26 protein-coding genes, 15 tRNA genes, 1 rRNA gene and 1 riboswitch are annotated in these 24,475 nt (G+C 37.2%); of the genes, 6 read left to right on the forward strand and 36 right to left on the reverse strand.

The features are described 5' to 3' along the window. Positions 1 to 174: 174 nt before the first annotated feature. The 4 genes from ACQKMR_RS25505 to ACQKMR_RS25520 all read right to left on the reverse strand — a co-directional run bounded on the left by ACQKMR_RS25505 (position 175) and on the right by ACQKMR_RS25520 (position 3,141). Positions 175 to 747 (reverse strand): YdhK family protein, encoded by a 573-nt coding sequence (locus tag ACQKMR_RS25505; RefSeq protein WP_427699793.1) that lies wholly within the window; start codon positions 745 to 747, stop codon positions 175 to 177. 319 nt (positions 748 to 1,066) lie between these two features. Further along, positions 1,067 to 1,693: a hypothetical protein gene (locus tag ACQKMR_RS25510; protein ID WP_427699794.1), complete on the reverse strand. Its 627-nt coding sequence runs from the start codon at positions 1,691 to 1,693 to the stop codon at positions 1,067 to 1,069. A 75-nt stretch (positions 1,694 to 1,768) separates the two neighbouring features. Beyond that, positions 1,769 to 2,005, reverse strand: a complete 237-nt coding sequence (locus ACQKMR_RS25515; protein WP_427699795.1) for a hypothetical protein — start codon at positions 2,003 to 2,005, stop codon at positions 1,769 to 1,771. Positions 2,006 to 2,373: 368 nt separating this feature from the next. Continuing rightward, on the reverse strand, positions 2,374 to 3,141 hold the full coding sequence (locus ACQKMR_RS25520) for an arylamine N-acetyltransferase family protein (protein ID WP_427699796.1): 768 nt from the start codon (positions 3,139 to 3,141) through the stop codon (positions 2,374 to 2,376). A gap of 196 nt (positions 3,142 to 3,337) precedes the next feature. Here ACQKMR_RS25520 and ACQKMR_RS25525 point away from each other — a divergent pair, with 196 nt between their 5' ends. Further along, positions 3,338 to 3,433 (forward strand): hypothetical protein, encoded by a 96-nt coding sequence (locus ACQKMR_RS25525; protein ID WP_427699797.1) that lies wholly within the window; start codon positions 3,338 to 3,340, stop codon positions 3,431 to 3,433. A 228-nt stretch (positions 3,434 to 3,661) separates the two neighbouring features. Further along, positions 3,662 to 4,027 carry a carboxymuconolactone decarboxylase family protein gene (locus ACQKMR_RS25530; protein WP_427699798.1) on the forward strand — a complete coding sequence of 122 codons (366 nt, stop codon included), beginning with the start codon at positions 3,662 to 3,664 and terminating at the stop codon, positions 4,025 to 4,027. Positions 4,028 to 4,169: 142 nt separating this feature from the next. Here the strand turns inward: ACQKMR_RS25530 and ACQKMR_RS25535 are convergent, their stop codons facing one another. From ACQKMR_RS25535 to ACQKMR_RS25550, 4 genes are all read right to left on the reverse strand, one after another. Then, on the reverse strand, positions 4,170 to 4,799 hold the full coding sequence (locus ACQKMR_RS25535) for a spore coat protein (protein WP_427699799.1): 630 nt from the start codon (positions 4,797 to 4,799) through the stop codon (positions 4,170 to 4,172). A gap of 615 nt (positions 4,800 to 5,414) precedes the next feature. Then, positions 5,415 to 7,196, reverse strand: coding sequence for a phosphomethylpyrimidine synthase ThiC (gene thiC / locus ACQKMR_RS25540; protein WP_427699816.1), 1,782 nt, complete (start codon positions 7,194 to 7,196; stop codon positions 5,415 to 5,417). 133 nt (positions 7,197 to 7,329) lie between these two features. Then, positions 7,330 to 7,446, reverse strand: a riboswitch (TPP riboswitch). Positions 7,447 to 7,595: 149 nt separating this feature from the next. Then, positions 7,596 to 8,384, reverse strand: a complete 789-nt coding sequence (locus ACQKMR_RS25545) for an HAD family hydrolase (RefSeq protein WP_427699800.1) — start codon at positions 8,382 to 8,384, stop codon at positions 7,596 to 7,598. Between the two features lie 181 nt (positions 8,385 to 8,565). After that, on the reverse strand, positions 8,566 to 9,099 hold the full coding sequence (locus ACQKMR_RS25550) for a histidine phosphatase family protein (RefSeq protein WP_427699801.1): 534 nt from the start codon (positions 9,097 to 9,099) through the stop codon (positions 8,566 to 8,568). A gap of 102 nt (positions 9,100 to 9,201) precedes the next feature. Here ACQKMR_RS25550 and ACQKMR_RS25555 point away from each other — a divergent pair, with 102 nt between their 5' ends. After that, a complete protein-coding gene (locus ACQKMR_RS25555; protein ID WP_427699802.1) occupies positions 9,202 to 10,098 on the forward strand; it encodes a PdaC/SigV domain-containing protein in 897 nt (298 codons plus the stop codon). Positions 10,099 to 10,486: 388 nt separating this feature from the next. Here the strand turns inward: ACQKMR_RS25555 and ACQKMR_RS25560 are convergent, their stop codons facing one another. After that, positions 10,487 to 10,945, reverse strand: a complete 459-nt coding sequence (locus tag ACQKMR_RS25560; RefSeq protein WP_427699803.1) for a hypothetical protein — start codon at positions 10,943 to 10,945, stop codon at positions 10,487 to 10,489. A gap of 329 nt (positions 10,946 to 11,274) precedes the next feature. Then, positions 11,275 to 12,210 (reverse strand): glycerophosphodiester phosphodiesterase, encoded by a 936-nt coding sequence (locus ACQKMR_RS25565; RefSeq protein ID WP_427699804.1) that lies wholly within the window; start codon positions 12,208 to 12,210, stop codon positions 11,275 to 11,277. A gap of 315 nt (positions 12,211 to 12,525) precedes the next feature. Between ACQKMR_RS25565 and ACQKMR_RS25570 the strand changes: the two genes are divergently transcribed. Continuing rightward, entirely contained in the window at positions 12,526 to 13,752 is a 1,227-nt protein-coding gene (locus ACQKMR_RS25570) for an ATP-binding protein (protein WP_427699805.1), read from the forward strand. Between the two features lie 75 nt (positions 13,753 to 13,827). Here ACQKMR_RS25570 and ACQKMR_RS25575 read toward each other — a convergent pair whose 3' ends face one another. The 5 genes from ACQKMR_RS25575 to ACQKMR_RS25595 form a co-directional block, all read right to left on the reverse strand. After that, entirely contained in the window at positions 13,828 to 13,983 is a 156-nt protein-coding gene (locus tag ACQKMR_RS25575; protein WP_427699806.1) for a hypothetical protein, read from the reverse strand. Positions 13,984 to 14,452: 469 nt separating this feature from the next. Then, positions 14,453 to 15,946: a DHA2 family efflux MFS transporter permease subunit gene (locus ACQKMR_RS25580; RefSeq protein ID WP_427699807.1), complete on the reverse strand. Its 1,494-nt coding sequence runs from the start codon at positions 15,944 to 15,946 to the stop codon at positions 14,453 to 14,455. Between the two features lie 506 nt (positions 15,947 to 16,452). After that, positions 16,453 to 17,037: an ATP-dependent Clp endopeptidase proteolytic subunit ClpP gene (gene clpP / locus ACQKMR_RS25585; RefSeq protein ID WP_053344522.1), complete on the reverse strand. Its 585-nt coding sequence runs from the start codon at positions 17,035 to 17,037 to the stop codon at positions 16,453 to 16,455. A 30-nt stretch (positions 17,038 to 17,067) separates the two neighbouring features. Further along, positions 17,068 to 17,775, reverse strand: coding sequence for a sigma-70 family RNA polymerase sigma factor (locus ACQKMR_RS25590; protein WP_427699808.1), 708 nt, complete (start codon positions 17,773 to 17,775; stop codon positions 17,068 to 17,070). A gap of 39 nt (positions 17,776 to 17,814) precedes the next feature. After that, positions 17,815 to 18,087, reverse strand: a complete 273-nt coding sequence (locus ACQKMR_RS25595) for a hypothetical protein (RefSeq protein WP_427699809.1) — start codon at positions 18,085 to 18,087, stop codon at positions 17,815 to 17,817. Positions 18,088 to 18,451: 364 nt separating this feature from the next. Here ACQKMR_RS25595 and ACQKMR_RS25600 point away from each other — a divergent pair, with 364 nt between their 5' ends. Together ACQKMR_RS25600 and ACQKMR_RS25605 are read left to right on the forward strand one after the other, a co-directional pair. After that, entirely contained in the window at positions 18,452 to 19,006 is a 555-nt protein-coding gene (locus ACQKMR_RS25600; RefSeq protein WP_427699810.1) for a tyrosine-type recombinase/integrase, read from the forward strand. A 13-nt stretch (positions 19,007 to 19,019) separates the two neighbouring features. Next, entirely contained in the window at positions 19,020 to 19,211 is a 192-nt protein-coding gene (locus tag ACQKMR_RS25605) for a hypothetical protein (protein ID WP_427699811.1), read from the forward strand. Positions 19,212 to 19,501: 290 nt separating this feature from the next. On the opposite strand, the gene glsA is transcribed toward ACQKMR_RS25605, so the two are convergent. From glsA to rrf, 21 genes are all read right to left on the reverse strand, one after another. After that, complete coding sequence (gene glsA / locus ACQKMR_RS25610) at positions 19,502 to 20,443, reverse strand: glutaminase A (RefSeq protein ID WP_427699817.1); 942 nt, start codon at positions 20,441 to 20,443, stop codon at positions 19,502 to 19,504. Positions 20,444 to 21,371: 928 nt separating this feature from the next. Further along, positions 21,372 to 21,512: a hypothetical protein gene (locus ACQKMR_RS25615; protein WP_427699812.1), complete on the reverse strand. Its 141-nt coding sequence runs from the start codon at positions 21,510 to 21,512 to the stop codon at positions 21,372 to 21,374. Then, on the reverse strand, positions 21,505 to 21,789 hold the full coding sequence (locus tag ACQKMR_RS25620) for a hypothetical protein (RefSeq protein ID WP_427699813.1): 285 nt from the start codon (positions 21,787 to 21,789) through the stop codon (positions 21,505 to 21,507). The genes ACQKMR_RS25615 and ACQKMR_RS25620 overlap by 8 nt, the downstream gene beginning before the upstream one ends. 371 nt (positions 21,790 to 22,160) lie before the next feature. Then, positions 22,161 to 22,322: a phage integrase SAM-like domain-containing protein gene (locus ACQKMR_RS25625; RefSeq protein ID WP_427699814.1), complete on the reverse strand. Its 162-nt coding sequence runs from the start codon at positions 22,320 to 22,322 to the stop codon at positions 22,161 to 22,163. A gap of 176 nt (positions 22,323 to 22,498) precedes the next feature. Next, the gene (locus tag ACQKMR_RS25630) at positions 22,499 to 22,846 is read right to left on the reverse strand and encodes a hypothetical protein (RefSeq protein WP_427699815.1); all 348 of its coding nucleotides are present in this window, start codon (positions 22,844 to 22,846) and stop codon (positions 22,499 to 22,501) included. 117 nt (positions 22,847 to 22,963) lie between these two features. After that, a tRNA-Leu gene (locus tag ACQKMR_RS25635) sits at positions 22,964 to 23,044 on the reverse strand. 8 nt (positions 23,045 to 23,052) lie between these two features. Then, positions 23,053 to 23,126 (reverse strand) — tRNA-Cys (locus ACQKMR_RS25640). Between the two features lie 8 nt (positions 23,127 to 23,134). Further along, positions 23,135 to 23,209, reverse strand: a tRNA-Gly gene (locus ACQKMR_RS25645). Between the two features lie 3 nt (positions 23,210 to 23,212). Next, positions 23,213 to 23,287: transfer RNA gene (locus ACQKMR_RS25650), tRNA-Gln, on the reverse strand. A gap of 38 nt (positions 23,288 to 23,325) precedes the next feature. Next, positions 23,326 to 23,401: transfer RNA gene (locus ACQKMR_RS25655), tRNA-His, on the reverse strand. 17 nt (positions 23,402 to 23,418) lie between these two features. Then, a tRNA-Trp gene (locus ACQKMR_RS25660) sits at positions 23,419 to 23,492 on the reverse strand. A gap of 10 nt (positions 23,493 to 23,502) precedes the next feature. Next, positions 23,503 to 23,586 (reverse strand) — tRNA-Tyr (locus ACQKMR_RS25665). A gap of 15 nt (positions 23,587 to 23,601) precedes the next feature. Further along, positions 23,602 to 23,677, reverse strand: a tRNA-Thr gene (locus tag ACQKMR_RS25670). 7 nt (positions 23,678 to 23,684) lie between these two features. Next, positions 23,685 to 23,760 (reverse strand) — tRNA-Phe (locus tag ACQKMR_RS25675). A gap of 12 nt (positions 23,761 to 23,772) precedes the next feature. Then, a tRNA-Asp gene (locus tag ACQKMR_RS25680) sits at positions 23,773 to 23,848 on the reverse strand. Between the two features lie 5 nt (positions 23,849 to 23,853). Then, a tRNA-Met gene (locus tag ACQKMR_RS25685) sits at positions 23,854 to 23,927 on the reverse strand. Positions 23,928 to 24,016: 89 nt separating this feature from the next. Next, positions 24,017 to 24,092 (reverse strand) — tRNA-Val (locus tag ACQKMR_RS25690). 14 nt (positions 24,093 to 24,106) lie between these two features. Next, positions 24,107 to 24,181, reverse strand: a tRNA-Glu gene (locus ACQKMR_RS25695). Between the two features lie 9 nt (positions 24,182 to 24,190). Further along, positions 24,191 to 24,282 (reverse strand) — tRNA-Ser (locus tag ACQKMR_RS25700). 5 nt (positions 24,283 to 24,287) lie between these two features. Beyond that, positions 24,288 to 24,362 (reverse strand) — tRNA-Asn (locus ACQKMR_RS25705). Between the two features lie 9 nt (positions 24,363 to 24,371). After that, positions 24,372 to 24,475 (reverse strand): 5S ribosomal RNA (rrf, locus tag ACQKMR_RS25710); the annotation flags it as partial.

Consider the following 24,475-nt stretch of genomic DNA (forward strand, 5'->3'; position numbering starts at 1 on the left):
ATATTTTCTGTTCGGCAGAAAATTTAGCCATAAAAAAACACCCCGTAAATGTTAGTTTGGTGTCTAACATTTACGGGGCAGTTCAACTCGATTTTCATCGAGTTTGTCTACAGTCTGAAAGGTTAGCCAGTAAGAACTGGCTAACCTTTGATTACGAACGTATTTGTTCCAACATTATTCAGCCGATGATAATTCACTTTCTGTTACCCATTTATGGTTTTTAACTTCTTCTCCACCATTAGTCGGAGTGAAATCAACCATATACACAGTCGTTTCTTCAGCAAAATCAATTTCAGCGGTTGCACCATCCATCCCTTCCATATGGGATGCATCTACTGTAACTTCTGCTCCAGGTTCTAACGTTTTCTCGCCAGCATCTTTAAGCTCTTCGTGAATAACCCATTTATGATTTTCTACTTTTTCTCCACCATTTGAAGGAGTATACGAAATAGCATAAGCGGTAGTATCATATGCACCAACAATTGTTGCTTTAGCACCCTTCATGCTTTCCATGTGATCTGATTCAATAATCGCTTGACTTCCGACTTCATAGGTTGGGCTTTCAGCTACTTTTAATCCTTTAGGAACATCACCTGAACTAGAATGGCTCATGTCCATATTACTATGATCCTTGTCTTCCTTATTTTCTTTGTTTTCATCATTAGTGTTGGAGCATGCACCCAGTACTAAGAAAAGGGCTGCACATAATGATAAAATGATGGGCATTTTTATTCTTTTTTTCAGCATGTAATAAATCCTCCTTTAACATTTGAATACATCGTACCAATTAAATATGCAGAAATTGTGGAGTACGCTCAGGACAAGCCTTTCATACTGTTTTTTTCATTTAGTGGGTTTATTCCGGTTTATCTCCTGACCTATAAACAAATAAAAAGACGACTTTTCCTACTCTAGGTGGAAAAATCGTCTTTTATTGTTATCCTAACCTGCTACAAATGAAGATTTAATTGGATAAATTCTTCTACACTCCTGGCCACATATAGAGCCAATTGATGAAGATAATTTCTATATTGCACAATAAAGATCCAAACAAAGCAATAAGAAACTACTCGGAGGCTTTTGCTTGTTCAATTTTCTTTATTATATGTGTAAGGTTCATTGAAGATTGTTCTTCAAAATTTCTACCAATAGACCTAAATAATCCTCTTGCTATACACCTTAAAATATTTTTGGCATGCACGTCCACAATAAAAGACTTGTCCGGAAGACTTGATACAACGTGTGCACCACTACTCTTTTTAGCAGACTCCTTAATAAAATCTAATATTGTAATTTCGTGGAGAATACCTCCTAAACTAATTTTATAGATTACTTGATTTCGCCAAATATTTAAATCAATCCTCGGCTTAGTGTAATCAAAAAGTTCTTCGGGTATTTCTGTATTACCTTCTTTGCTTATTTCAATGAAATCTTTTACCGGATACAATTTCGGGTTAGGATTGATTTTCTTTATTAAGGAGTTATCAACAGTAACTTTTTCTCTCTTTATCCGCGTATTTTTGTTCTCACATAGTATTAACATTAACTGTCCGGCAATAACATTATTAAATTCTTTTAATTCGAAGAGTTCAACAAGCATTACGCTATATTCCAAAATCGTTATAGCCTCATCGAATTTCCGTTTAGTACCAGCGTTTGATCTAGTAAAAACCAACCGATTTTTCTTCTCCATCTTGAATCTCTCCCTTTTCACCTATTCAATTAACACCATAACAAATGGTAAAAAAAAACACCCGTAATGGGTGCTTTATTTATTAGGTCTAAACTTAATTTGCTCTAATTTACGTTTATCTTGGTCGCCTGCAAATTCGATACTAATTACATTAGCTAAGTTGATATGTTTCCCACCTGCCTGTAACCATGTCGCATTTTGAATTAACTGCAGTTTCAAAATACTATTGGCTTCATCAGTATAGGGTTCATTCGTCTCTAACTCCTCTGTTTCTCCATTCACATAATAAAATTTGTATTTTGCATTACTCATTTTCATCAGCCTCTTCTCATGTACTTAGTTCGACAAGGAAGGGCGGTTGTCCTGCATTTAATAAGGATAACAAAATCAGATTGTCTCCTTCTCCCAAGCCACTTAACTTCCACAAGAATAACAATTCAATTTAGAAGACCTAAAATGGTCAATTTAAATGCTTCCTGCTTCTGCTAACTGTTTCTCGCCTTATAGATCCAAATCGAAATCCCCACACTAAAATCTTGATTTCTCACAGCATGTTATCAGACTATTGGTTTCCGTATCCAAGCACCCTAACAAATTCAATGTCTAGGTTAAGGAACATAAAAAAGGCTGTCAAAGGTTTCTCGACAGCCTGAGTGAGGGCAACTTACTTTCGTTATCTCTTATCTATCAAAATACTGTTTCATTATCTCTTTGAATCGTGTGCTGTCTATTTCTTCTTTTGTCACTTTCCCGTCGTCCCACTGCGTAAAGGATGTATCGGTTAAAGTGATGTTCCCGCTATTTGTAAGTCGAGTGATTAACGGATGTTTGTTAAAAGGTGATTTTGGGTTTTCCCTGATGATAGTTTGAATCTCATTCAGTTCCACAACATTTTCTACGGGCTTTGAAGAATCGAAAGCATACCCAATTTTCCAATCGAGATCTTTATGTTTCAGCTTTAATTCAAAGATATAATCTCCATGTTCGTTACATTCTTTTTTAATCCGAAATTCACCATTTTGAGAAATAACGGTTTCTCCGTTAAACGGTACTGGCTTTAAAGGTAAATTCCCTCCAAATCCCGTATCGACTAAATAAGTTTGACCTTCATGATTTAATAGAATGGCGACATGGGTTCTACCTATGGTCATCCACCCTTGATTGTAAATTACACCGCGAACTAAGAAAACGTCAAAGTCATTTTCCACTAGGAAAAAATAAAGCGCCGTATTCAATTCATAACATAGTCCCCCTTCGTTTCTCACGAGAACTTTGTTCATGATATTTTCTTTGTTGATGTCACTAAGCTTAGATGCCATGATGGATAAGTTTTCAAAGGGAATTGTTTTCGCTGTCTTTTCAAGAATTTCATCTAATTTTTCAAAAGTCACTTTTTCATGTTCCAGCAGCCCTATTCTTTTTCGGAATAATGCGTTCAGTTCATTCATTACGATTTTTCCCCCTTTAAGTTGGACACTGCAAAAAAGGTATCTTAACTCTTTACATATTTCATTATACTTTGTCCATATTTTGGTCTTCAACTAATCTGCAGGTGCCTTGCGGTCTAGAGGTGCTCTATACAAATGAGCTATATGTGACGATGCAACAGAATATCCTTATGTATATGTATTGGTGCATCTACACGTGATCTTACCAGGCTATCTTTTCACTGTCTCCATGATTTATATTGATCCGACTCCGCATCAATTCAGTTTTATTTATATGTCATTGTGTCCGTGATTTCTTTGGCCGGCTCTGGGATTCTTTCCAAGCATATCTATACTCATATTCACTAATTTTTTTCTTTCAATGGTTCAGATCCACCTGCACTAGAGAAACGTTAGCCCTGTAGCAGTATCGTTTCATCCATTTCCCCACAATAACTCCATTGTTTTTTGTTTAATCATTTCTTGTTTAGCTCATACTAATTTTTGATGAAAGATTATTAGGGATGGAGTGGAATCGAATATGGAATTTCAAGCTAGAAATACTACAGAAAATGCCCTTCACGATTATAAAGCTGGAATTGGTGTTTTTACAGATAAAATGCCTGAGCTCGCTGAGAAATTCAATTCATTTACGGAAGAATGCTTTAAAGAAGGTCTATTATCTAAGAAAGAGAAACAGCTTATCGCTTTAGGCATAAGCTTATATTCTCAAGATGAATACTGTATTATCTACCATACTAAAGGATGCCTTGATCAAGGATGTTCAGAACAAGAAATCCTGGAAGCAATTGGAGTGACGGCAGCATTTGGTGGAGGAGCAACTATGAGCCAGGCTGTAACTCTTATCCAAAATTGTGTTCAGGAACTAAATCAGATGAAACAATAATAAGGAAACAACACTGGTTAAATATTATTGAAGGGATAGGACTTGCGGTGCTTAGTCCTATCCCTTCTTAATTAAGTTGCTATAGTTATCTAAATGGTCGAATTAGATTTACTAGTTTTTTTAGATTTTGTTTGTTTTCTAATTAATGTTTTACGTTGTTATTTCCTTGTGCAGGTGCAGGTGCAAACGAATTTAATATTTGTTGCATATCCTGCTGTGCAAGCTGTGGTACTTGGTAGTAATGGTGTTTGTTTTGATAAATTGAAATCTCATATGCCATTTCAATGCAGTTTGGAACAGAATCTGCAAATACACGACGCACAACTGGATTAGTAATTTCAAGTGCGGACATCGCTTTCAAAGAAGCAGCAGACTTTACCTCCCCGAGCATACAGCTCGAAATGTACTCATCCGTAATATCTGATGCCGATTGTAAAGGTTTCTTTGGTTGGGTTGGCGTTAAACCATAAATAAAATCGTTACCTTGATTCATTTTATAACTTTGTGTTCGTTTTGATGGATCCTGTCCCGTTTGAAAGCATTCTAATGAAATGTTATATTCCTCTTGGATAAATTGATATTGACGATCAAGTATGTCCATTAATTCTTGATCCTGCACATACTGGCGTAACACCATATATGTGTTTAATGTAGTTATCGTGCCTGATAATACTTCGTGAACATCAAATACTTCATGACCACCGTGATTCATTTGTGGGGGGATAGCACCTGTTTGCATATTCTGGTGAGTTTGACCTTGTTGATTTTGCATATAAATTTCCTCCTCGTTTGAATGATGTGGACAAGCTTAGTATGTTAAAACAAAACAAGATTATTCGTGCAAAACCCTTCCATGAAAACCCATAGACCCATGTTCCTTTATAATAATTGTATTGGTTTTTATGACTAATATTGATCCGAAGAAATGAAGGACATATAGGATAAAGGAAAATACCTGGGGTAACTTATACTTATAAAAGAGAAAGGAATGCGGAGAGTATCTATGGGAATTTCGGAATTTCCCCAAGTCTGATTCGGCGATTACAAAAAATAAGGAAAAAGGAAAAAAGATGGTTAGTCCCTCTTCCCCTTCATACTTATAAAACTGAATAATCCTAATGAACATTAAAGTAAGCTCTTATCTATTTTTCTTCTTGAATTCTCAGAATCCAAAGTCATTCAAACAAGAAATCTCTACCATTGCAGACTCTCAATTAAGTGGCATTTTGTGCATTCTTGTATATAATCATTTTTTACAAATTCATGATTACAATTTTCCCGAAAAATACTCAGCTCTTTTTTTAGCAGATTCAGCTGATTTTCCAACTGTTTCATTTCAACTTTAATCTGGATTACTCGATTCATCGAATTCTCCCTTTCGTCCAAATTATTGATAGATTTTTCCGTCTGTGTTTCTAAATTCATTCGCTTTTTCTTTCAAGCCTTCATCAATTACAGACTCAAAACCAAGCCCTTTTTCTTTCGCTAAATCACGAATATCTTGTGAGATTCTCATGCTGCAGAATTTAGGACCGCACATTGAACAAAAGTGAGCTGTTTTGGCACCCTCAGCCGGTAGAGTTTCGTCGTGATATTCAACGGCTCTTTCAGGATCCAGAGATAGATTAAACTGATCTCTCCAACGAAATTCGAATCTAGCTTTTGAAAGGGCATCATCTCGTTTTTGAGCATTAGGATGGCCTTTTGCTAAGTCAGCAGCATGTGCTGCAATTTTATACGTAATAACCCCTACTCGAACATCCTCTTTATTTGGAAGTCCAAGGTGCTCTTTCGGTGTTACATAACATAGCATTGCAGTTCCAAACCAGCCAATCATGGCAGCCCCAATCGCAGAAGTAATATGATCGTAGCCAGGAGCTATATCAGTTGTCAGGGGTCCCAGTGTATAGAACGGTGCTTCTTGACAAACTTCCATTTGCTTATCCATATTTTCTTTAATCAAATGCATTGGAACGTGACCGGGTCCCTCAACCATAACTTGTACATCATGTTTCCAAGCAATCTTTGTTAGTTCACCCAGTGTTTCCAATTCCGCAAATTGTGCCTCATCGTTTGCATCAGCAATAGATCCAGGACGAAGTCCATCCCCTAATGAGAAAGATACATCATATGTTTTCATGATTTCACAGATTTCTTCAAAATGAGTATAGAGGAAGCTTTCTTCATGGTGAGCCAGACACCATTGAGCCATGATAGAACCCCCACGGGAAACTATTCCTGTCATCCGCTTTGCTGTTAATGGGATATAACGCAGAAGAACGCCTGCATGTATGGTAAAGTAGTCAACACCTTGTTCAGCCTGCTCAATTAAAGTATCCCGAAAAACTTCCCAGGTTAAATTTTCAGCAACTCCATCTACTTTTTCAAGTGCTTGATAAATCGGTACCGTTCCAACTGGTACAGGAGAATTTCTAATAATCCATTCACGGGTTGTGTGTATATTCTTCCCTGTAGAAAGATCCATGATGTTATCGGCTCCCCAGCGTGTGGCCCAAGTCATTTTTTCTACTTCGTTTTCGATGGATGAGCTAACAGCAGAATTACCAATATTCGCATTTATTTTCACATGAAAATTACGGCCGATTATCATTGGTTCACTTTCAGGGTGGTTAATATTAGCCGGTATAATGGCCCGACCGCTAGCTACTTCATCTCGTACAAACTCAGCTGAAACACTTTCTCTAATTGATATAAACTCCATTTCTGGGGTAATGATACCTTTACGAGCATAATGAAGTTGGGTTATGTTCCTCTCTGTTTTTGCACGCAAGGGTTTGCGTTTCAATCCCGGAAAAACTTCTGCTTTGGAATGAGAATCAACTTTTTTATAACCATTATCTTCGGGTTTTATTTCACGACCCACATACTCTTCAACGTCCTCCCGGTCAAGAACCCAGTTGCGTCTAATAGGGTCAAGACCTTTACGAATATCAATAGAATACTCAGAATCTGTATAGAAACCGCTAGTATCATAAACGCGTAGAGGTAAATTTTCCTCTTCACCAAATGCTCCTGTTGTTGGACTCAGTTGAATTTCACGCATTGGAACTTTTATATCCGGTCTAGACCCCTCTACATAAACTTTTTTACTTCCTGCAAAATTGGACATAATTGAAACGTTCATGTCATTTACTGAATTACTCATGATTTCATTTCTCCTTTTTAAGTTAGTTTAAAAAGGACAAAATCCAATCCATTTTCGCACGAAAAAGCCAGGTCTCATATTTAAGACCTGGCTAAAGTTAGTATGACTACAGATATGACCAAATTAAATGTCATTGAATAGTAGATTCTAACTTCCCCACGCTGGTATGAACCAGATCAGGTCCTGAGGGTTAAGAAGCTTTAACGCGCTTCTCTCTCAGCCCAACTTTTATTGGACACCCCTAGTCTGAATAGTATTAATTATTACAAGGTAACTATATACCATCCATTTTAACTTGTAAATAATTTCAAAGACCTATTATTTTCATGCCATGTTTTGAATTAAATAAAATCCCCTCCAAGTTAAGTTTTTTGAACTTACTACCTGAAGGGGATATATCCGTTATTTTTTCAGACTCTCAAGGATAGGAAAAAGCTCCTCTAAATGCGTGATTTCATAATTAGGGATGACTTCATTCCGTTCCTTATCATGACGGTTTATCCAAACCGATTTAATGCCCGTACGTGATGCACCAAGGATATCCGTCATTAAATTATCGCCGACCATTAATACTTCATCCTTATCAAGCTCCATGATTTCTAATGCATGCTCAAAAATAGAAGCATCCGGTTTCCCACGTCCAAACGCGCCGGAAATAACGATTTGATCGAAATAAGGAACTAATTCAGGCGTGATTTCAAGCTTAGTATTTTGAAGCTCAGGCGAACCATTCGTCAGTAATAACAATTTGTATTTCCCTTTTAACTCATCTAACACACGGAATGATTCTTCATAAATAAATGGTTTTTTCCGTCTCTCAGCAGGGAAACGTTCTGCTAGCTCAAGACCAAATGCCGGGTCATCAATTCCTAATGCCTTCAAGCCTCTTGTCCAGGCCTCTTTCCGATAAGCCGGTACAATCTCGGCCATCTTACGGAATTCATTATGATCATCTCGAAAATCCCCCCAAAGTCCTTCAAAAGGGTTAATACCGATCATTTGCGTAAATTCATATGTATCATAAGAAGAATAAAGCTCACGTGCTTCTTTCCGTACCGCTTCCTCAAACTCATCCACATTCAAACCATATTTCTCCTTAGCCACTTCGCAAGTCGCTATAAAAGCCTCTTTCACACTCTTCTGATCCCAAAGTAACGTATCATCTAAATCAAAAAAAACTGCCTTTACCAAAATGCTCCCCCTCTTTTCCTACCATTGAATTCGAAAAAATTACACTATTACAATAATAAACCACAACCATTAGAAAAAGAATAATTATCGGTAAAATGCCTTCATCTTTCTTTGAAAGATCAAAATGCTTACCCTATTTACTCATAAAAACTAAAAAAGTTGACATGCGTGTTTTTCCTTATTATCTTTCGAACACATATAACTTTCCATTACTAGCAATCTTAAACTTTGGACCTGTGAATCCCCGTCGGATCAGCTCTTTTCTCATATATACCATGAGAGCAGCATGACTCACAATCAAAACATCCTGCTCTCCTTTTACGAGAAGCCCATCCAATACTTTATTGATCCGTTTCTTAGCAATCTTAATCTCCGCTCTCGTCTGCTTGTTAACCACCGAGCAGCAGCGAATCCAAATGGCCCAAAGTATGAATGGCAGTTTAACCTTCCCGTTAAGTGGTGGAGATGGTATTTCCCGAAGTCCCTCCATCTGATTAACCTCACCAGGATAGATATGCTTAGCCGTCTTCACCGCTCTCGACATATCGCTGCAATAACATCTCTTCCATTCCTCATCGTCCAATAAAGTTGTCCCATAAATAATATCTGCTGCATCATAATCCTTAAACCATTGATTCATATCATCTGCCGTCATATATTTTCCGGTTGGGAATTCATGTGCCACCTTAAAGTGTCGTACTAAACCAATTTTCATTTTTTTCTCCTCTTTAACTTTTGAATTATAAAATTAACTTTCTATTTGATCCACCAACTTATATAATAGGTAATGTAAAAATTATACAAAGGTGGTAATTGAATGCTATCCAAGAATTTCACTAAGATTTTCCTTGCTGTCGCATTAACTTTTACATGCATCTCTTTTTTACTGATAAAAATCGACTCCGTCTCCGCAGCCACTACAGAAAACGCAACGGTGAACACGAAGAATTCCCCTTTATCTGTTAGAAGTGGTCCCGGCACCAGCTATAAAAAAGTAGGATCGTTGGAGAAAGGGAAAGCCGTAACCGTTTATTCAAAAACAAAATCCGGCTGGTCGGAAATTCGGTACAATGGAAAAAAAGCCTATGTATCTACTAAATATTTAAAATTCAGCAATGTGAAGATAACCAAGAAAAAATATAAAAATATTAGTGACTTGTCGTATCCGCAAGTATCAGGACTTAAAAGTAAAGCAGCTCAGGATAAAATTAATCAGGTGTTAACTAAGCATGCCAAGGATGCCTATTCCTCTTATCTGCAAGCAAAAAAGGATAGGGAAAAAGATAAAAATGAGGAATGGTGCAAAGAATCCCCATACTCTTGCCAGTATAGTTACAGTATTTCGTATAAAGTGAAATTCAACCAGGATGAAAAGCTAAGCATTCTCATTGACGATTACTCCTATAGCGGTGGAGCTCATGGAATGGGATACACAACATCCTATAATTTTAAAGTGTCCTCCGGTAAACAGGTGAAAATCAGTGAAATCCTCACATCCAAAGTGAAATATACGAAGGTGCAGAAATATGCTTTTGACTACATGAGGAAAAGAGATAGTTATTATGTTAAAAAGCAGAGCGATGTTCCCGTCAATAAGGATTCACAGTTCTATTATACAAATGGGGGGATCTATCTCGTATTCCAAGAATATGAAGTGGCTCCTTATGCATTTGGCCGCCCTGCAGTAAAAATCCCAAGTAAGGTTTATAAATAATTTCGTCGCACAGGGGCTGACCCCTGTGCTTTTTTATTACCTTTCATTCAATATATCTAACAAATGATGAAAAATATAGAACCATATTTCACAGTCTGATGCGATTTCATGCATACTTACCACCGTATTCAAAAAAGTGATTTTTTAATAATAGATATTTGATGGGAATATGTTTTTAACCAATGTCGAACTTCCTTTTATCTGATGTAAACATAATGTGAAGAAGTTCTTAGTTAAAGGACGAGAATAAGGAGTGTATAGGGTTTACCTGATATGGATAGGGGACCGAATACGAAGAAAAGAAGACTTGTTATGCTAACCAAAACAGTTTTAATATGATCCAAGAATAATGAAAATAGAGAAGGCTTTTTACCTTCTCTATTTTTTTTCACTTCAAAAATTGGAGCTCCGTAATCGTACATATTTTTCTGAATTTATATTTACCACTCATATCACTGAATTGGTAATTATTTAGTGCCTTTTCCAGCTGTCCTTTTAGCTTTTCTTCCGTGATAAATGAATCGACAGCCTCTTTCCAGTTTTCTTTTCCGATTAGATCATCGAACGGAATGATATCTAGAACTTCATCATAAATTTGGATGCTCTGATCAATGCCAAAACTTCCGTATATGCTGCCATTTTCATCAGCAAAAATATGCTCCGATTCCAGATCCTCCACAAGCACCTCTAAAAACCCCTTTGACTCAACAGGCTTGATGGCAATCTCTGCTTCCGCCTTTATAGGCCCAAACCTCTTATCAACAATCTCAATTGTTAACTGAACTTGAATAGGCTGATACACTGCCTCAAACCCTTCACACAGTTCTGCTGCCGAATTATATACCATCAGACCTACCTCCCTTTATCACTATTATTATATAATAAATTGCCCCATTTTCTTATCAAACACTCTTTTTCAGGATCACTTATCAGCATTTCCTTTTTAAAACTCAAATTATTCTTTTCTATATCATAATACTATAAAGATTTGACCCGCAAATTGCCGTCGATGTAATACGTACGATAATAGCATCCTTCTTATGAAGTTTCGGATAGGTTTAAATTCTAAAAAACGAGAATACAAAAAAAGCCCCGAAGAATCGAGGCCTACCTTTGAATAACTTTATATAATTGATGATTCCTAATAAGCATATATGAATCTTCTCAATTAATCCTTCATTTACTCATTATCTTATTGTGTTTTTCTTTTTTAAACTCTTTTATTACCTCATTAAATACATCAGGGTTATTTGTAAACAAACCAGTTGCACCCCATTCTAAAGCTTTTTTCATATCAGCTCTTTCATTTACTGTATACGGATGGAATTGAAGACCATGATTTCTGACCATTTTTACGTATTGTCCATCTACCTTAGTGAAATTCGGACCAACTCCAATGGCATATTCCTTAATAGATTCCAATTCTTTATCTGAAATAGTTGCCTGATTCTTATAAGAGAAAAGTTGAACCAGTGGTAACTTTGGATTCATATCATGAACCTTCAACAGACTTTCTTTACTGAACGATTGTATAAGTACATTTTTGGTACGTCCCTTTGAATCTACCATCTTATAATCTTTCAGAACCTCTAGAAGTTCTTCTTCCATTCCTGGATATACCTCTGGAGACTTAGTCTCAATATAATAATTTGCCTGTCTGCCAAATTTCTTAAAAACCTCTTCAAGAGTTGGAACCACTAACCCTTTATAATTCGTTTTTGCAAATTGTGGATATTTTTCATTGAACCAAGAGCCGGCATCCAGTTTTTTTATTTCTGCTAGTGTTAAATCTTTCACCAGACCTGTACCATTTGTTGTACGATCCACCGTTTCATCATGCATCGCTATTAATTTTCCGTCCTTAGTCATCTGGAGATCGATTTCTATGTAGTCACCCTTCATTTGTTCTCCCAATTGATAAGCGGGAATGGTATGTTCAGGAGCATAACCAGAAGCACCGCGATGCGCGATATTCACAATTTTCTTCTCATAAATTGATGAGTTTGAAAGATTTTCATTTGCTGAAGCAGCAGAAGCATCCAACGAAGTAGCCTGTAATATAAATCCTACGCTCATAATACATAAACCTAATTTCTTTATACTAGTTTTCAATTTCCCTCTCTCCCTTCTATTCTTACTTTCATTTTAGAAGGGAAATGTAAAGCTACAACAAATATAGTGTAAAGAAACTACACATCTTTAAAAATAAGGAAAATACCCCATAAAATATTATATCCACAGAAACCATTTAGTTCTATTCACCTAAATTTAATATATTACCTAGTTCTATTAGACTTTTGTTAACTCATTTTACAAAGCTTTAAGTTGGGAAGAAAATTAAGTAAAGTAATCTATGTTTTTTGATTTACAAAAAACTAGGAAAAGATTACTATTAAAAAAAACAGAATATTAAAATCAAGGGGAATTATGTTAAAAAATTATCAGTATTATCAAAACAAACACCGATTTATACTTAAGGCATTTATGGCAATGATATCTTTTTTATTATTAGTTGGCATTTCTGTATCTCCAATAAGTTGGAAAGCTAATCCTTACGATATGTCTTTACAGGTCATTTTGATATCTGGAATGATTCTTTCTTTGTTATTTTTCATAAAAAAAGAAGCTAATTTATATAAAACCCTATTCATATTCTTAATTACTGTTTATTTATATATTAAATTTTGGGTATTCCCAGATACTGCAATTATGTTGTCTTTATTCGCAATGGCACCCTTAATCCCCATTTTTCTCTTTGATAAAATAGGGTTTTATATTGTCGCTTCTTTAAATATCATACTTGGACCTACTTTTATCTTTGTTATTTCACACACAAAACTTCAGTATACGTACGAGTATGTCGCATTAGATAGTTTTGGTAATACATTGAATTTTATAGCTATACAAATAATATTAGTATTTGTATTTATAGGAACAAATAATAGAATGGAATCCACAAATACGTTTCATAAAGAAATTCAACAAGCTAAACAATTAAATTCAGTCGGTCAGCTAGCCGCTACCATTGCACATGAAATAAGGAACCCCATTACAGTCGTAAAAGGATTTGCCCAGTTATTAGATCAAGAGAAAGAACTGAACGACACAGAAAAATTTTATGTACAAACCATGCTTACAGAACTTGAATATACACAGGTAATAATCAATGACTATTTATCATTAGCAAAACCACAAACAGGATCTGTCCAGGTTATTCATTTGAATCAAGAAATTCAGAAAATCTCTGATTTATTAACTAGTTTTGCAAATAACAATAATATAGGCTTTCAACTTAAATTTAGTGAGGAACTACACATTAAAATGAATCCGATTGAACTTAAACAAGTATTAGTAAATATTATTAAAAACGGGATTGAATCTATGAAAAATCCCGGATTTATCACTATAGAAACAGAACAAGATCGAAATATGGCAAAAATAAAAATCACAGATACAGGTATAGGCCTTTCTAAAGAACAGCTTGAAATACTAGGCACGCCTTTTTATTCACTTAAAGAAAGAGGTACCGGCATTGGCTTAACCGTTTGCTATAACATCGCCCAAAAATATAAAGGAGACATTATGGTTAAAAGCCAATTGAATAAAGGAACATCGTTCAGTATTTTTTTTCCTTTATATAAAGAAAAATTATGAAAAACAACATCTTCCAATAACGCCAACAAAACAAAAAAAGGATGACCTCCCATAACAGGCGGTCATCCTTTTCAATTAAGCTTTAAAGCTATCTTGCCATTTCAGTAAATGATTTTCTAAAAAGCGAAACGAGTCTGAGATTTTACCAGCGAGAGCAAAAATGATAATACCTACGAATAGAAGGGTATACAACAGATGAATCTGAATGATTATTAAGTATCTTCGATTCATACGTTATCCGCCTAGAAAATACCGTACGTTGGCAATGGAGTGAAGGAGACGTGGTCTCATTTGGGATAACTTAGCCATGCAGCTTTACGCTATTGCAGACTACGAGAACCAACACCGCGTTGTTCGCCGTGTCACAGTAGGAAAATGTTCCTGTAAATAAAGACAACGAATCCAGTAGACTACTTATTAAGAAATAAAACTTTTGTCTGAAGTGAAAAGGCCCATTGTTTAACCACTGCATGAGCGAGCGACTGAATGCCGCCAAAAAATACAAGGAAGAAATGATGGCTAATTGCCAATTGAATAAAGGAACATCCTTCACTTTACCTTTATATAAAGACTTAAAATAACATTGAATAAGGGACACTCATAAAAAGTGTCCCTTATTCAGGTATTTATTTGTCATCTTGAGGCGATTTGTTGTACCTTGGGAACTAGGTTTGATACTCACTTACTTTACCTTGTTTATTTAAGCTAATGGTTTTTTTGCTAGACGATTGGTAATGGTATCTTCTTGTGGTGAAGTTCGCCGTATGTAAAAGGCCAGTATGAACGCAACTACGGTTAACCATGTAGCTATCATAAATGCATCATCTACCCCCATTACACTTCCTTGTTTAATGGCCAGTGCCATTTGAGATTTATTTTCTGGTGATATGTTTCTTTCAGTTAAAATTCCCTGTACATGTTTCGTTCCCTGATTTGTCATAACTGACACAAAGAATGCCATGCCAACAGCACCTGCCACCATTCTCAACGTATTAACCATTGCTGTTCCGTATTTATTTAAGCTAAGTGCCAATTCATTTAATCCAGCTGTGAAGATAGGCATCATCAGTATCGACATGCCAAACATTCTAATAGTATATACCCACACCACATAAGAATAAGACGTATCTGTTTCAAGCCGTGTTAAAAGATAGGTTGTAATAATAGTAATAGCAAGTCCGCTTACCGCAAGCCATCTCGCCCCAAACCGATCAAACAGCTTACCTGTGATTGGAGACATAATCCCCATTACAATACCGCCAGGCAATAGCATGAGGCCAGATTCCAAGGGAGTAAAGCCACGGATATTCTGCATATAGATTGGCATTAAAATCATTCCCGAGAACATCCCCATAGTTGCGATGACGTTGATAATCGTAGTTAATGTGAACATCCGATAACGAAAAATTCGAAACTCCAAAATAGGTTGCCTTACAGTAAATTGCCTCCAGACAAATAATACTATACTGATTCCGCCTACAAGGAACATTGTAAGGACTTCTAAACTGCCCCATCCCTTAGTACCGCCTGTAGCAAATCCGTATAGAACTCCGCCGAATCCGATAGTGGATAGAATTACACCCATTTTATCGAGTTTGGGTCGGCTAGTTTCCCCTACATTTTTAATGATAAAAATTGCAAAAAGAAAGTCCAGAAGTGCAAATGGGAAAATGATAAAAAATAGAACTCTCCAAGAATAGTTTTGTACAATCCATCCTGATAACGTTGGTCCTACCGCTGGGGCAAAATTCATCGCAACTCCAAATATCCCCATCGCGAAACCACGTCTGTTAGGAGGAAACAAAGTGAAAATCACATTTGTAATCAAAGGGAATAAAATCCCTGCACCTGCAGCTTGAACCACACGGCCGATCAATAAGACGGAGAAGCTAGGTGCAATTCCACATAAAAAAGTTCCTAAAGCAAAGAGTCCCATCGAAGTAAGATATAATTGTCTTGTATTAAACCGTTCCATCAAGAAAGCTGTGATTGGGATGACAATCCCATTGACCAACAAAAAGATAGTTGTCAGCCAATTAGCTGTTGCAGCTGATATTTCAAAATGATTCATCAATTGAGGCAATGCGATATTGATTAGAGTCTGATTCAAGAAAGCGACGAGAGCACCAGCCAGCATTACCGCAAACATGGGGCCTGTACGAATTTTAGTGATTGCTGTTTTATCGAGATTCATTCATACGGCACTTCCTTTTGGTTGAGTTATTACATATTGTTACTTCCTACTATATTTTCAAGTCTTAATATTCTAATTCGACTTTACTAAGTTAATATGCCTCTCTATCATAAAGGAAATCAACCTCACTTTTCCAATAATACACGTCAGCTAAATTCGATTAACCTCAACTTACGACTTTTAGATGGTGTTTTCTTTTTATCAACTCATATTGGTACTAAAGATATTTCTTTGGTGTTCCCACCTTAATAAATACAACCATACCTTAATTCGTATAATTGTATCTCCATTCTTTAGGTTTATCACTATGAATATAATCAACTCGGTGAATAGATAAAAAAAGAGAAACAGCCGATATATTTATATCGATAGTTTCTCTTCATTCCATATTTCAGCTTATTTTTGTCTGTAACCTCATCCATTACTGTTGTCGTTTTTTAACTTCCTTTTATAAAACTTGCCATTTAATGAGGGAAAGTTCAAAATTCAGGTAGCCTTTTTATGAATTAATTCCCCTGAACGATTATCTCATCGATAATACCATATTCCTTCGCCTCATTTGCGCTTAAAAAATAATCACGATCTGTATCCTTCGCCACCTTTTCGATTGGCTGCCCAGTCCTTTCCGATATAATCTGATTGATATGATCCTTAAGTTTCAAAATCCTTCGGGCAGAAATTTCAATTTCCGTAGCTTGCCCTCTTGCCCCTCCAAGAGGTTGATGTAGCATTATTTCACTATTTGGCAAAGCGCACCTTTTTCCTTTCGTACCCGCCAATAAAAGCATTGCCCCGAATGATGCAGCCATACCCGTACAAACAGTCCGGATATCAGGTTTAATATATTGCATCGTATCATAAATGGCAAAACCGGCACTTGTCGATCCCCCAGGACTATTTATGAAGATGGTAATTTCCTTATCAGGTGCATCTGCCGCCAAGAATAACAATTGGGCAACCACACTATTGGCTAAATGATCGGTGATTTCTTCCCCAATCATGATGATTCTGTCCTTTAAAAGTCTGGAATAAATATCGTATGAGCGTTCACCCTTGCTGGATTGCTCAATTACATATGGAATGGTAGTCATATCTCTTCTTCCTCCTAACAAAATGATTGGCTATGCAGCCATTGAGAGTGTGTTTGAAGGAGTGAAGCATGATTTGGAATGCAGCGAACGATTCATCAGTTTAGGTATCATTGATTCACTGTTCAGGGATTTGAAAGATGGAATGCTTCTTATGAGGATATCAGGATTTTGGGCCTTCAAAGCCTGTGTCATCAGAGACATCAGCCTCTGTTCTTCTTCATGTTGCCAATCATTCACACAGGACATCGAACGCTCTTCAACACCATTATCAAAGCGCTTTTTCACACGATTTAAAATGGCCTTTACAGCTGTTTCCGTCGTGTTCAAATAATCTGAGATCTCCTTAGATCGATAGAGGAACCCTTCCTTTAATATGAACACCACAGCTTGTTTTGGGGTAAGGGATTTTATAATATATTCAACCGTTTCAAAGGCATTTTCCCCAATTGCCCCCTGCTGTTCGGTGTCCTTCAGATCTTCTAAAGTTTCTTTTTTTCTTTTACGTATCGTATCAATCCAGGAATGACGGGCTATCGTCTTCAATAAAGCCGTTGTTACCTCCATTTTATTCCCATAGCCTTGCATTGCCTTCAGTATCGTTTCCTGTGCCAAATCATCGCCATCCCAATTATTTTGGGTCAAGAATCGGCAAAACCGAAGCAATTCAGGATAGACTTCACGTAAAATCATGTCGTTATCTTTTTTTTCAGAAATATCTTCCTTCAACTTATTTATCATTTTTCTCACTCCTTCAACACCCTCTATCCTATAAACGTTTCAGAAAGTGAAAAAGATATGGGGGTGAAAAATTTTTCCTTTATTATATTCTATTCCATTTTTTTTCTGTTGATTTCCTTTCATACTAAAAACCTGTTTGGTTATGACCCTAAACAAGCTAATGTCGGTGTTCTGTATGCAACAAATAGACTTTCCTCGTACTTCCCCGTTATGCATCGAGTTCGTCACCATCATTTCAGCGAGGCCCTTTCTTTCTAGCACACTTAAAATCCTCCTAACATTCCGCTCCGTTCCATTAAGCCAACTTGCCAAGATGTGACCTCCCGCTTATGGTTCCGCATATATGTAACCTTTCAGTCTATTCCTGAGAATAATGTAAAATACCTCTTGCCTCTTGGGAATGTAATTCTTTTAACTTCCTCCTTTTCCTTTCTAACTGAACTTTTGATCTGTACTATTTTCATTTCTTTTACCTATGCAACACTAAGAAGCTCTAGCTAAGATATAAGCAAACAATGAACTACAAACACCAATGTAAACAAATAGTTAAAAGTTGACTTTCAAAACGGTAATTTTATTGACTTCTTGCCATTTCAAAGGTTATTCTTAATTTATCAGATAAAAGTATACATTCAAATTATTGATTCTACTAGCAGGATGAAAGAGCTGAGGCAAAATGGCGAAAGAACATTTAATTGACGTTCAACCAATCAGATCATTGGAAAAATTAGATGATATGAAATGGTCATTGAAAAGACATTGCAGCGAAAGAGATTACATATTGTTCCTTTTAGGAATAAATACTGGCTTACGTGTGTCTGATCTATTATCGTTGAAGGTAAAGGATATTAAAGGCAAGATGAAAATTATCATTAAGGAAGGCAAAACAAAGAAGCCTAGAACAATACAGCTTAACAATGTATTTAATGAGTTAGCAACTTATATAGATACCGTTGATAGTGAATGGCTATTCCCTTCACGCAAAGGTGATAAGCCGATAAGCAAGATACAAGCATACAGACAACTTAATAAAGCCGCAAATATGGTAGACATTGAAAGTGTAGGAACCCATACCATGCGGAAAACATTCGGATACTGGTACTATAAACAGAGTAAAGACGTGGCTAAATTACAAATAATTCTTAACCATTCACACCCTGAAATAACTTTGAAGTACATAGGAATTGTTGATGAAGAAATAGAGGACAGCTTAAATGGCTTTGTACTATAGGAGGACGGATTAAATGACACTAACTGAATACAATGCACAATACGAATATATCATTCGCAGTAATATTTCTGACAGACAAAAGGCCCTGAAATTAGCAGATTTAATGACCGATATGAAAGGACATCTAAATGAGGCGGGCGAACATCAGAACAAAGAGGCAAATGCTTTGTATAGAAAAGTATCCCTACTATCCAACCTGTTATAATCAAGCTGAAGACCTTGCCTTATGTGCAGAGGTCCTTTTTTTGTCTTGACAGTAGCGAATACAATTGCAGTCTGAAGTAAATGCTTTGTTTCTGTCAGGCTTTTGACTGAACCTTATTTAATAATGCCCCTGTACCAATCGCATTGGGCAGGCCTTGTCCTCTTCCTGCACTTCTCTGACTCTCCTAAGCCGTTTGTTAATCGAAACAATCTTAACTCCAGACTTCTTTCGAAAAAAAATAAATTGATTAATATGATCCTGCTTAATTATCGCCGCAGTGGTTTCAATGTTTACATATTAAACATACTTAAAGAATACTTTTTTGCCATCATTTCCAAGATCTTTATCCCGGCAACGCTGTTTCCCTTCTCATCCAGCGCTGCACCATAAATTCCAATCCCACATTTTCCAGGGACGGCACCCATTATTCCCCCTGACACACCGCTTTTAGCCGGAATGCCAACATTAATGGCAAATTCACCTGATGCGTTATACATGCCGCAGGTAACCATGAATGTCTTGCAAATACGGGCTATATCCACGGGGATGATTTGCTTTCCCGTCAACAGATCTTTCCCATTCATAGCTAGCACACAGCCTATCCTCGCCAAATCCTGACTGTCCATTTCAATGGCACACTGCTTCGAATACAATTCAATTAAGTCCTCCACATCCTCATTTATTACATTATGCTGCTTTAAAAAATAGCTTAACGACCGATTTAAGTCTGCTGTATTGTATTCTGAACGGGCAACATCTTCATTAAAACCGATAGTAGGATTTTGCGTCAACTCCCTGATAAAATGTAAAATACGCTTGAATCGCTCTTTTACACTGTCACCTGCAATCATGTGGGTCACAGTCAATGCTCCTGCATTGATCATCGGGTTTAACGGTTTGGATGCCTTGTTTGTCTCTAACTTGGCAATCGAATTATAAGGGTCACCGGTGGGTTCTTTTCCTACATAGGAAAAGACATATTCCTCCCCTTTTTCCATTAATACCAGAGCAAGTGTCAAAACTTTTGATATGCTTTGCAGAGTCATTTTACCATTTACATCCCCCGCACAATATCCTTTACCGTCAGGATAGTAAATAGCCACAGATAAATCCCCAGGATTCGCCTTTTCAAGAGCCGGTATATAGTCCGCCACTTTTCCCTTATTTGTATATTTTTTTGCCATATCAACTAATTGCTGTAATTCTTCATTGGACCTGCATTGACATCTCATATTGTTCACAATTTGCCGCCCCTTTGAAAATTTGTCATGTGAAGTGCTGTTAGATAGTGGTCTTATTATTAATTACCATATTACGTGGTTATTATTTACAAAACAGGATTTGTCTTCACTTTATATATCCGGCAGTGAAAAACGTATTATTTTTCCCCACCCTTCATACTCCTTTGGCTATTTCATTATTTTCAATAAATAAAAGTATATCTGTTCCCAACTTCATAAATATGTACACAGCAATGAGAACATTGAGGAAAAAAGAAGGAGATGAATTAATAAAACATGTGACTATGGGCTTTGTGAAAAACGTTAGAATTTCAGTTCAAACTTAAAGACTGACTGACTTATAGAAGTCAGCTTCAGCTGCTGCTAGCATATCTCCGACTAACAGGAAGGCTCATTTCGTTCGTCCAACGCTTGAGCGGATTCGGGAGCGACTATTCCGGATTGTGTCCCAGGGTGGAAATCGTTCTGGAAGAGGGAAAGAGAAGGGAAACAAGAAGAGCTTAGAAGAATGAACTCAAGAGTTTCAGCTTCAGGGGGTGACTGATTCAAGGGAGAAAAGGAATCAAGAATCTGTCTCCAAAGGTCTTGATAAGTTAACTCCAGAGAAAGCTCTTTGCATTCTGTCTTCTGATATAGGAACCCAAAAGCTAGCTCCAGCGCCAACTTGGGGAGGTGACTTAAAAGCTGTCTTTCGAGAAAGAACAAATAGAGAGGACTCTCACTCTGTTATATGTACATAGTTCTGTTTGACTCATAGTGACACAAAGTAGCTTATGGAGGACGATGTAATCTCAATAGTCCTCTCATTAGTTCTCAAGAGTCCACCCATTTGTTTTGTTTCCCTTTAAAGTCGGGTCTTCATTTTCTTTTATGTTCTTAACCGTCGGAGCTAACTAAATTTCCTTTTTCTTTAAGTACATTACTTTATTAGCATTTTATCTAATTCACGGACTTTATCATATGACTCTAATAGTTGTTCAGGTATTAATGTTCTCCCATAATCCCAAGCATTAGTTTCTATTTCAGATTTTAGCTTTTCTTTTTCTTCTTCGTTACACATACATAATAATCCTTAAATCATGTTTGTTTTTCTTAAAATCTAAATAATAACCAATAATACGATAAAGTATAATTTTAACAAAGTCTTCCTCTGTCTCTTTTATTCTAACTTTTCCTTTATAACCGTTAACTTGAAGATAATTAAATTTTATAGTATTGGTTGATACGTTATAACTCATAGGTGCACTTAGATTATTGTCAAATTCATGAATAATATCCAAATTGTGTTCATTTAATGTGTTATTAATTATCTTTTCGATATCGCTTATATAAAGCATTTAACTATCACTTCCCTTTTAATGACTTACTTCATTATAGTATTGGCTTAAGTTATTCTTCCTTTATCAATATAATAAACTGTTGAGATATTAAAATCACACAGGTAAAAAATAAAGGAAATATTTACTATACAATAATGAAGTGGTGTGTAAGTCCTACGAGAAGATTGTGATTAATCCCCTAATAGAACCCCTAAAAGGGAAGGGATTGCCTCCTCTTTTTATCACACATCACTTAAATCAATTCCAACTAACTAGTTACCCCTAATTCCTGTCTCCAATAATAAAAGAATTAAAGTATAATCCCTTAAATCTGGTTGCTTGAGAAGGTGCTCAAGTTGTTCAGTTGAGAAGGTTTGTACAATATATTTTCAATCCTTGAGTAGCTTAATATTTTCTACTGGGTTCTTTCTAATGAGCTTTTGCTTATAAAGAAAATTGAAGTACGCTCTAATGGATCTCAATCTAGTATTAATAGTGACAATTTTTAAGCCTTGCTCCTTCATATAAAGAATCACATTCCGTTGGATCATCTCGTAAATAATTCGGGTCCAATACTAAATCTTGTTCCTCAAGGTAACGTTGAAATGCTTTTAACTCATTCTAATAGAAACGAATGGAATGAGAGCGTAAGTTTCTTAATTTGCAATCATCAATAAACAACTCAAGGGAATCTTTGAAGTCATATGCCTTGGAGTTTACCCCCTTTTCAACTTGTGGTCATACGACTCGTGGAATACACTGTTAGGAAAATAATCGTGTGCTGTAAACACAAAAAAAGCTCTCTACTAAGTAGAGAACTCCTTTTTCTTACTTTCAAACCCTTTTCCTGCATATTCAAAATCAATAATTTTATATCACGTTCTGTCATTGATACTAATGGTCGTTTAATCGCATTAAATTGTTCATGATAATACTTCAAAGTATGAGGTCGAAGATTCCGTAATTTGCAATCTTCAAAAAATAATTTCAATGCATCTTCATCTGTGGTAACGTACATAGTTTTGGTGACTATTTTTAATTCATCTTCTGTAAGCAATGTTCTTCGTTTACTCACCGCACATGACCTCCGCACATTATTAGTGTCAAATCTGTAGTGTGAGAAAAATGAAAAAAGGTCTTACACAATTAAGTGTAAGACCTTGATACAACAGCATTCTTAGCTGTCTCATGATACCGGTGGCCGGGGTCGAACCGGCACTCCAGAGGAACACGATTTTGAGTCGTGCGCGTCTGCCAATTCCGCCACACCGGCATTTTTGTTGGAGGCGGCAACCGGAATCGAACCGGTGGTAAAGGTTTTGCAGACCTCTGCCTTACCGCTTGGCTATGCCGCCAACGTTTTTGGAGCGAAAGACGGGATTCGAACCCGCGACCCCAACCTTGGCAAGGTTGTATTCTACCACTGAACTACTTTCGCGAATGGCTGGGCTAGAAGGGATCGAACCTTCGCATGACGGAATCAAAATCCGTTGCCTTACCGCTTGGCTATAGCCCATTAACGTTATATTTATTATACCATCATTTATTAAAAAATGGGGCGACTGATGGGAATCGAACCCACGAATGCCTGAACCACAATCAGGTGCGTTAACCACTTCGCCACAATCGCCATTATAAAATTAAAATTGGCAGGGGTAGTAGGACTCGAACCCACACTGGAGGTTTTGGAGACCTCTGTTCTACCTTTAAACTATACCCCTATAAATAAAATGGTGGAGGGGGGCAGATTCGAACTGCCGAACCCGAAGGAGCGGATTTACAGTCCGCCGCGTTTAGCCACTTCGCTACCCCTCCGCATATGGATGTTACTGGTGCCGGCAAGAGGACTTGAACCCCCAACCTACTGATTACAAGTCAGTTGCTCTACCAGTTGAGCTACACCGGCACTACAATGGTGGCTCAGGACGGAATCGAACCGCCGACACAAGGATTTTCAGTCCTTTGCTCTACCGACTGAGCTACTGAGCCAAACAATAAAAATGGCGGTCCCGACGGGAATCGAACCCGCGATCTCCTGCGTGACAGGCAGGCATGTTAACCGCTACACCACGGGACCATAGATTGCGGGGACAGGATTTGAACCTGCGACCTTCGGGTTATGAGCCCGACGAGCTACCGGACTGCTCCACCCCGCGACGTTAATAATGCTGCTATTGCATCAAGTTTTCGTGTTAACTGTTTCATTATATCTGATAATAGAAACAACTTGTTGCTTTTTGAAAAATGGTGGAGGATGACGGGATCGAACCGCCGACCCTCTGCTTGTAAGGCAGATGCTCTCCCAGCTGAGCTAATCCTCCATATGTTTTCGAAATGGTGACCCGTACGGGATTCGAACCCGTGTTACCGCCGTGAAAGGGCGGTGTCTTAACCGCTTGACCAACGGGCCAGTTTTAAATGGCGGAGAGCAAGGGATTTGAACCCTTGAGACAGGGTTACCCGTCTACACGATTTCCAATCGTGCTCCTTCGGCCACTCGGACAGCTCTCCAATAATGGCTCCGCAGGTAGGACTCGAACCTACGACCGTTCGGTTAACAGCCGAATGCTCTACCACTGAGCTACTGCGGAACGATATAAGCTTGGCGACGTCCTACTCTCACAGGGGGAAACCCCCAACTACCATCGGCGCTGAAGAGCTTAACTGCCGTGTTCGGAATGGGAACGGGTGTGACCTCTTCGCT

This window comes from Peribacillus sp. NPDC096540 (assembly GCF_050278525.1).
GTDB lineage: Bacteria > Bacillota > Bacilli > Bacillales > DSM-1321 > Peribacillus.

What these genes read in the sequence shown, in the direction of transcription:
- ACQKMR_RS25505 (WP_427699793.1), bottom strand. Translation starts at nt 747, where the DNA reads ATGCTGAAAAAAAGAATAAAAATGCCCATCATTTTATCATTATGTGCA.
- ACQKMR_RS25510 (WP_427699794.1), bottom strand. Translation starts at nt 1,693, where the DNA reads ATGGAGAAGAAAAATCGGTTGGTTTTTACTAGATCAAACGCTGGTACT.
- ACQKMR_RS25515 (WP_427699795.1), bottom strand. Translation starts at nt 2,005, where the DNA reads ATGAGTAATGCAAAATACAAATTTTATTATGTGAATGGAGAAACAGAG.
- ACQKMR_RS25520 (WP_427699796.1), bottom strand. Translation starts at nt 3,141, where the DNA reads ATGAATGAACTGAACGCATTATTCCGAAAAAGAATAGGGCTGCTGGAA.
- ACQKMR_RS25530 (WP_427699798.1), top strand. Translation starts at nt 3,662, where the DNA reads ATGGAATTTCAAGCTAGAAATACTACAGAAAATGCCCTTCACGATTAT.
- ACQKMR_RS25535 (WP_427699799.1), bottom strand. Translation starts at nt 4,799, where the DNA reads ATGCAAAATCAACAAGGTCAAACTCACCAGAATATGCAAACAGGTGCT.
- ACQKMR_RS25550 (WP_427699801.1), bottom strand. Translation starts at nt 9,099, where the DNA reads ATGAAAATTGGTTTAGTACGACACTTTAAGGTGGCACATGAATTCCCA.
- ACQKMR_RS25555 (WP_427699802.1), top strand. Translation starts at nt 9,202, where the DNA reads ATGCTATCCAAGAATTTCACTAAGATTTTCCTTGCTGTCGCATTAACT.
- ACQKMR_RS25560 (WP_427699803.1), bottom strand. Translation starts at nt 10,945, where the DNA reads ATGGTATATAATTCGGCAGCAGAACTGTGTGAAGGGTTTGAGGCAGTG.
- ACQKMR_RS25570 (WP_427699805.1), top strand. Translation starts at nt 12,526, where the DNA reads ATGTTAAAAAATTATCAGTATTATCAAAACAAACACCGATTTATACTT.
- ACQKMR_RS25575 (WP_427699806.1), bottom strand. Translation starts at nt 13,983, where the DNA reads ATGAATCGAAGATACTTAATAATCATTCAGATTCATCTGTTGTATACC.
- ACQKMR_RS25580 (WP_427699807.1), bottom strand. Translation starts at nt 15,946, where the DNA reads ATGAATCTCGATAAAACAGCAATCACTAAAATTCGTACAGGCCCCATG.
- clpP (WP_053344522.1), bottom strand. Translation starts at nt 17,037, where the DNA reads ATGACTACCATTCCATATGTAATTGAGCAATCCAGCAAGGGTGAACGC.
- ACQKMR_RS25590 (WP_427699808.1), bottom strand. Translation starts at nt 17,775, where the DNA reads ATGATAAATAAGTTGAAGGAAGATATTTCTGAAAAAAAAGATAACGAC.
- ACQKMR_RS25600 (WP_427699810.1), top strand. Translation starts at nt 18,452, where the DNA reads ATGGCGAAAGAACATTTAATTGACGTTCAACCAATCAGATCATTGGAA.
- ACQKMR_RS25605 (WP_427699811.1), top strand. Translation starts at nt 19,020, where the DNA reads ATGACACTAACTGAATACAATGCACAATACGAATATATCATTCGCAGT.
- glsA (WP_427699817.1), bottom strand. Translation starts at nt 20,443, where the DNA reads ATGAGATGTCAATGCAGGTCCAATGAAGAATTACAGCAATTAGTTGAT.
- ACQKMR_RS25615 (WP_427699812.1), bottom strand. Translation starts at nt 21,512, where the DNA reads ATGTGTAACGAAGAAGAAAAAGAAAAGCTAAAATCTGAAATAGAAACT.
- ACQKMR_RS25620 (WP_427699813.1), bottom strand. Translation starts at nt 21,789, where the DNA reads ATGCTTTATATAAGCGATATCGAAAAGATAATTAATAACACATTAAAT.
- ACQKMR_RS25625 (WP_427699814.1), bottom strand. Translation starts at nt 22,322, where the DNA reads ATGATCCAACGGAATGTGATTCTTTATATGAAGGAGCAAGGCTTAAAA.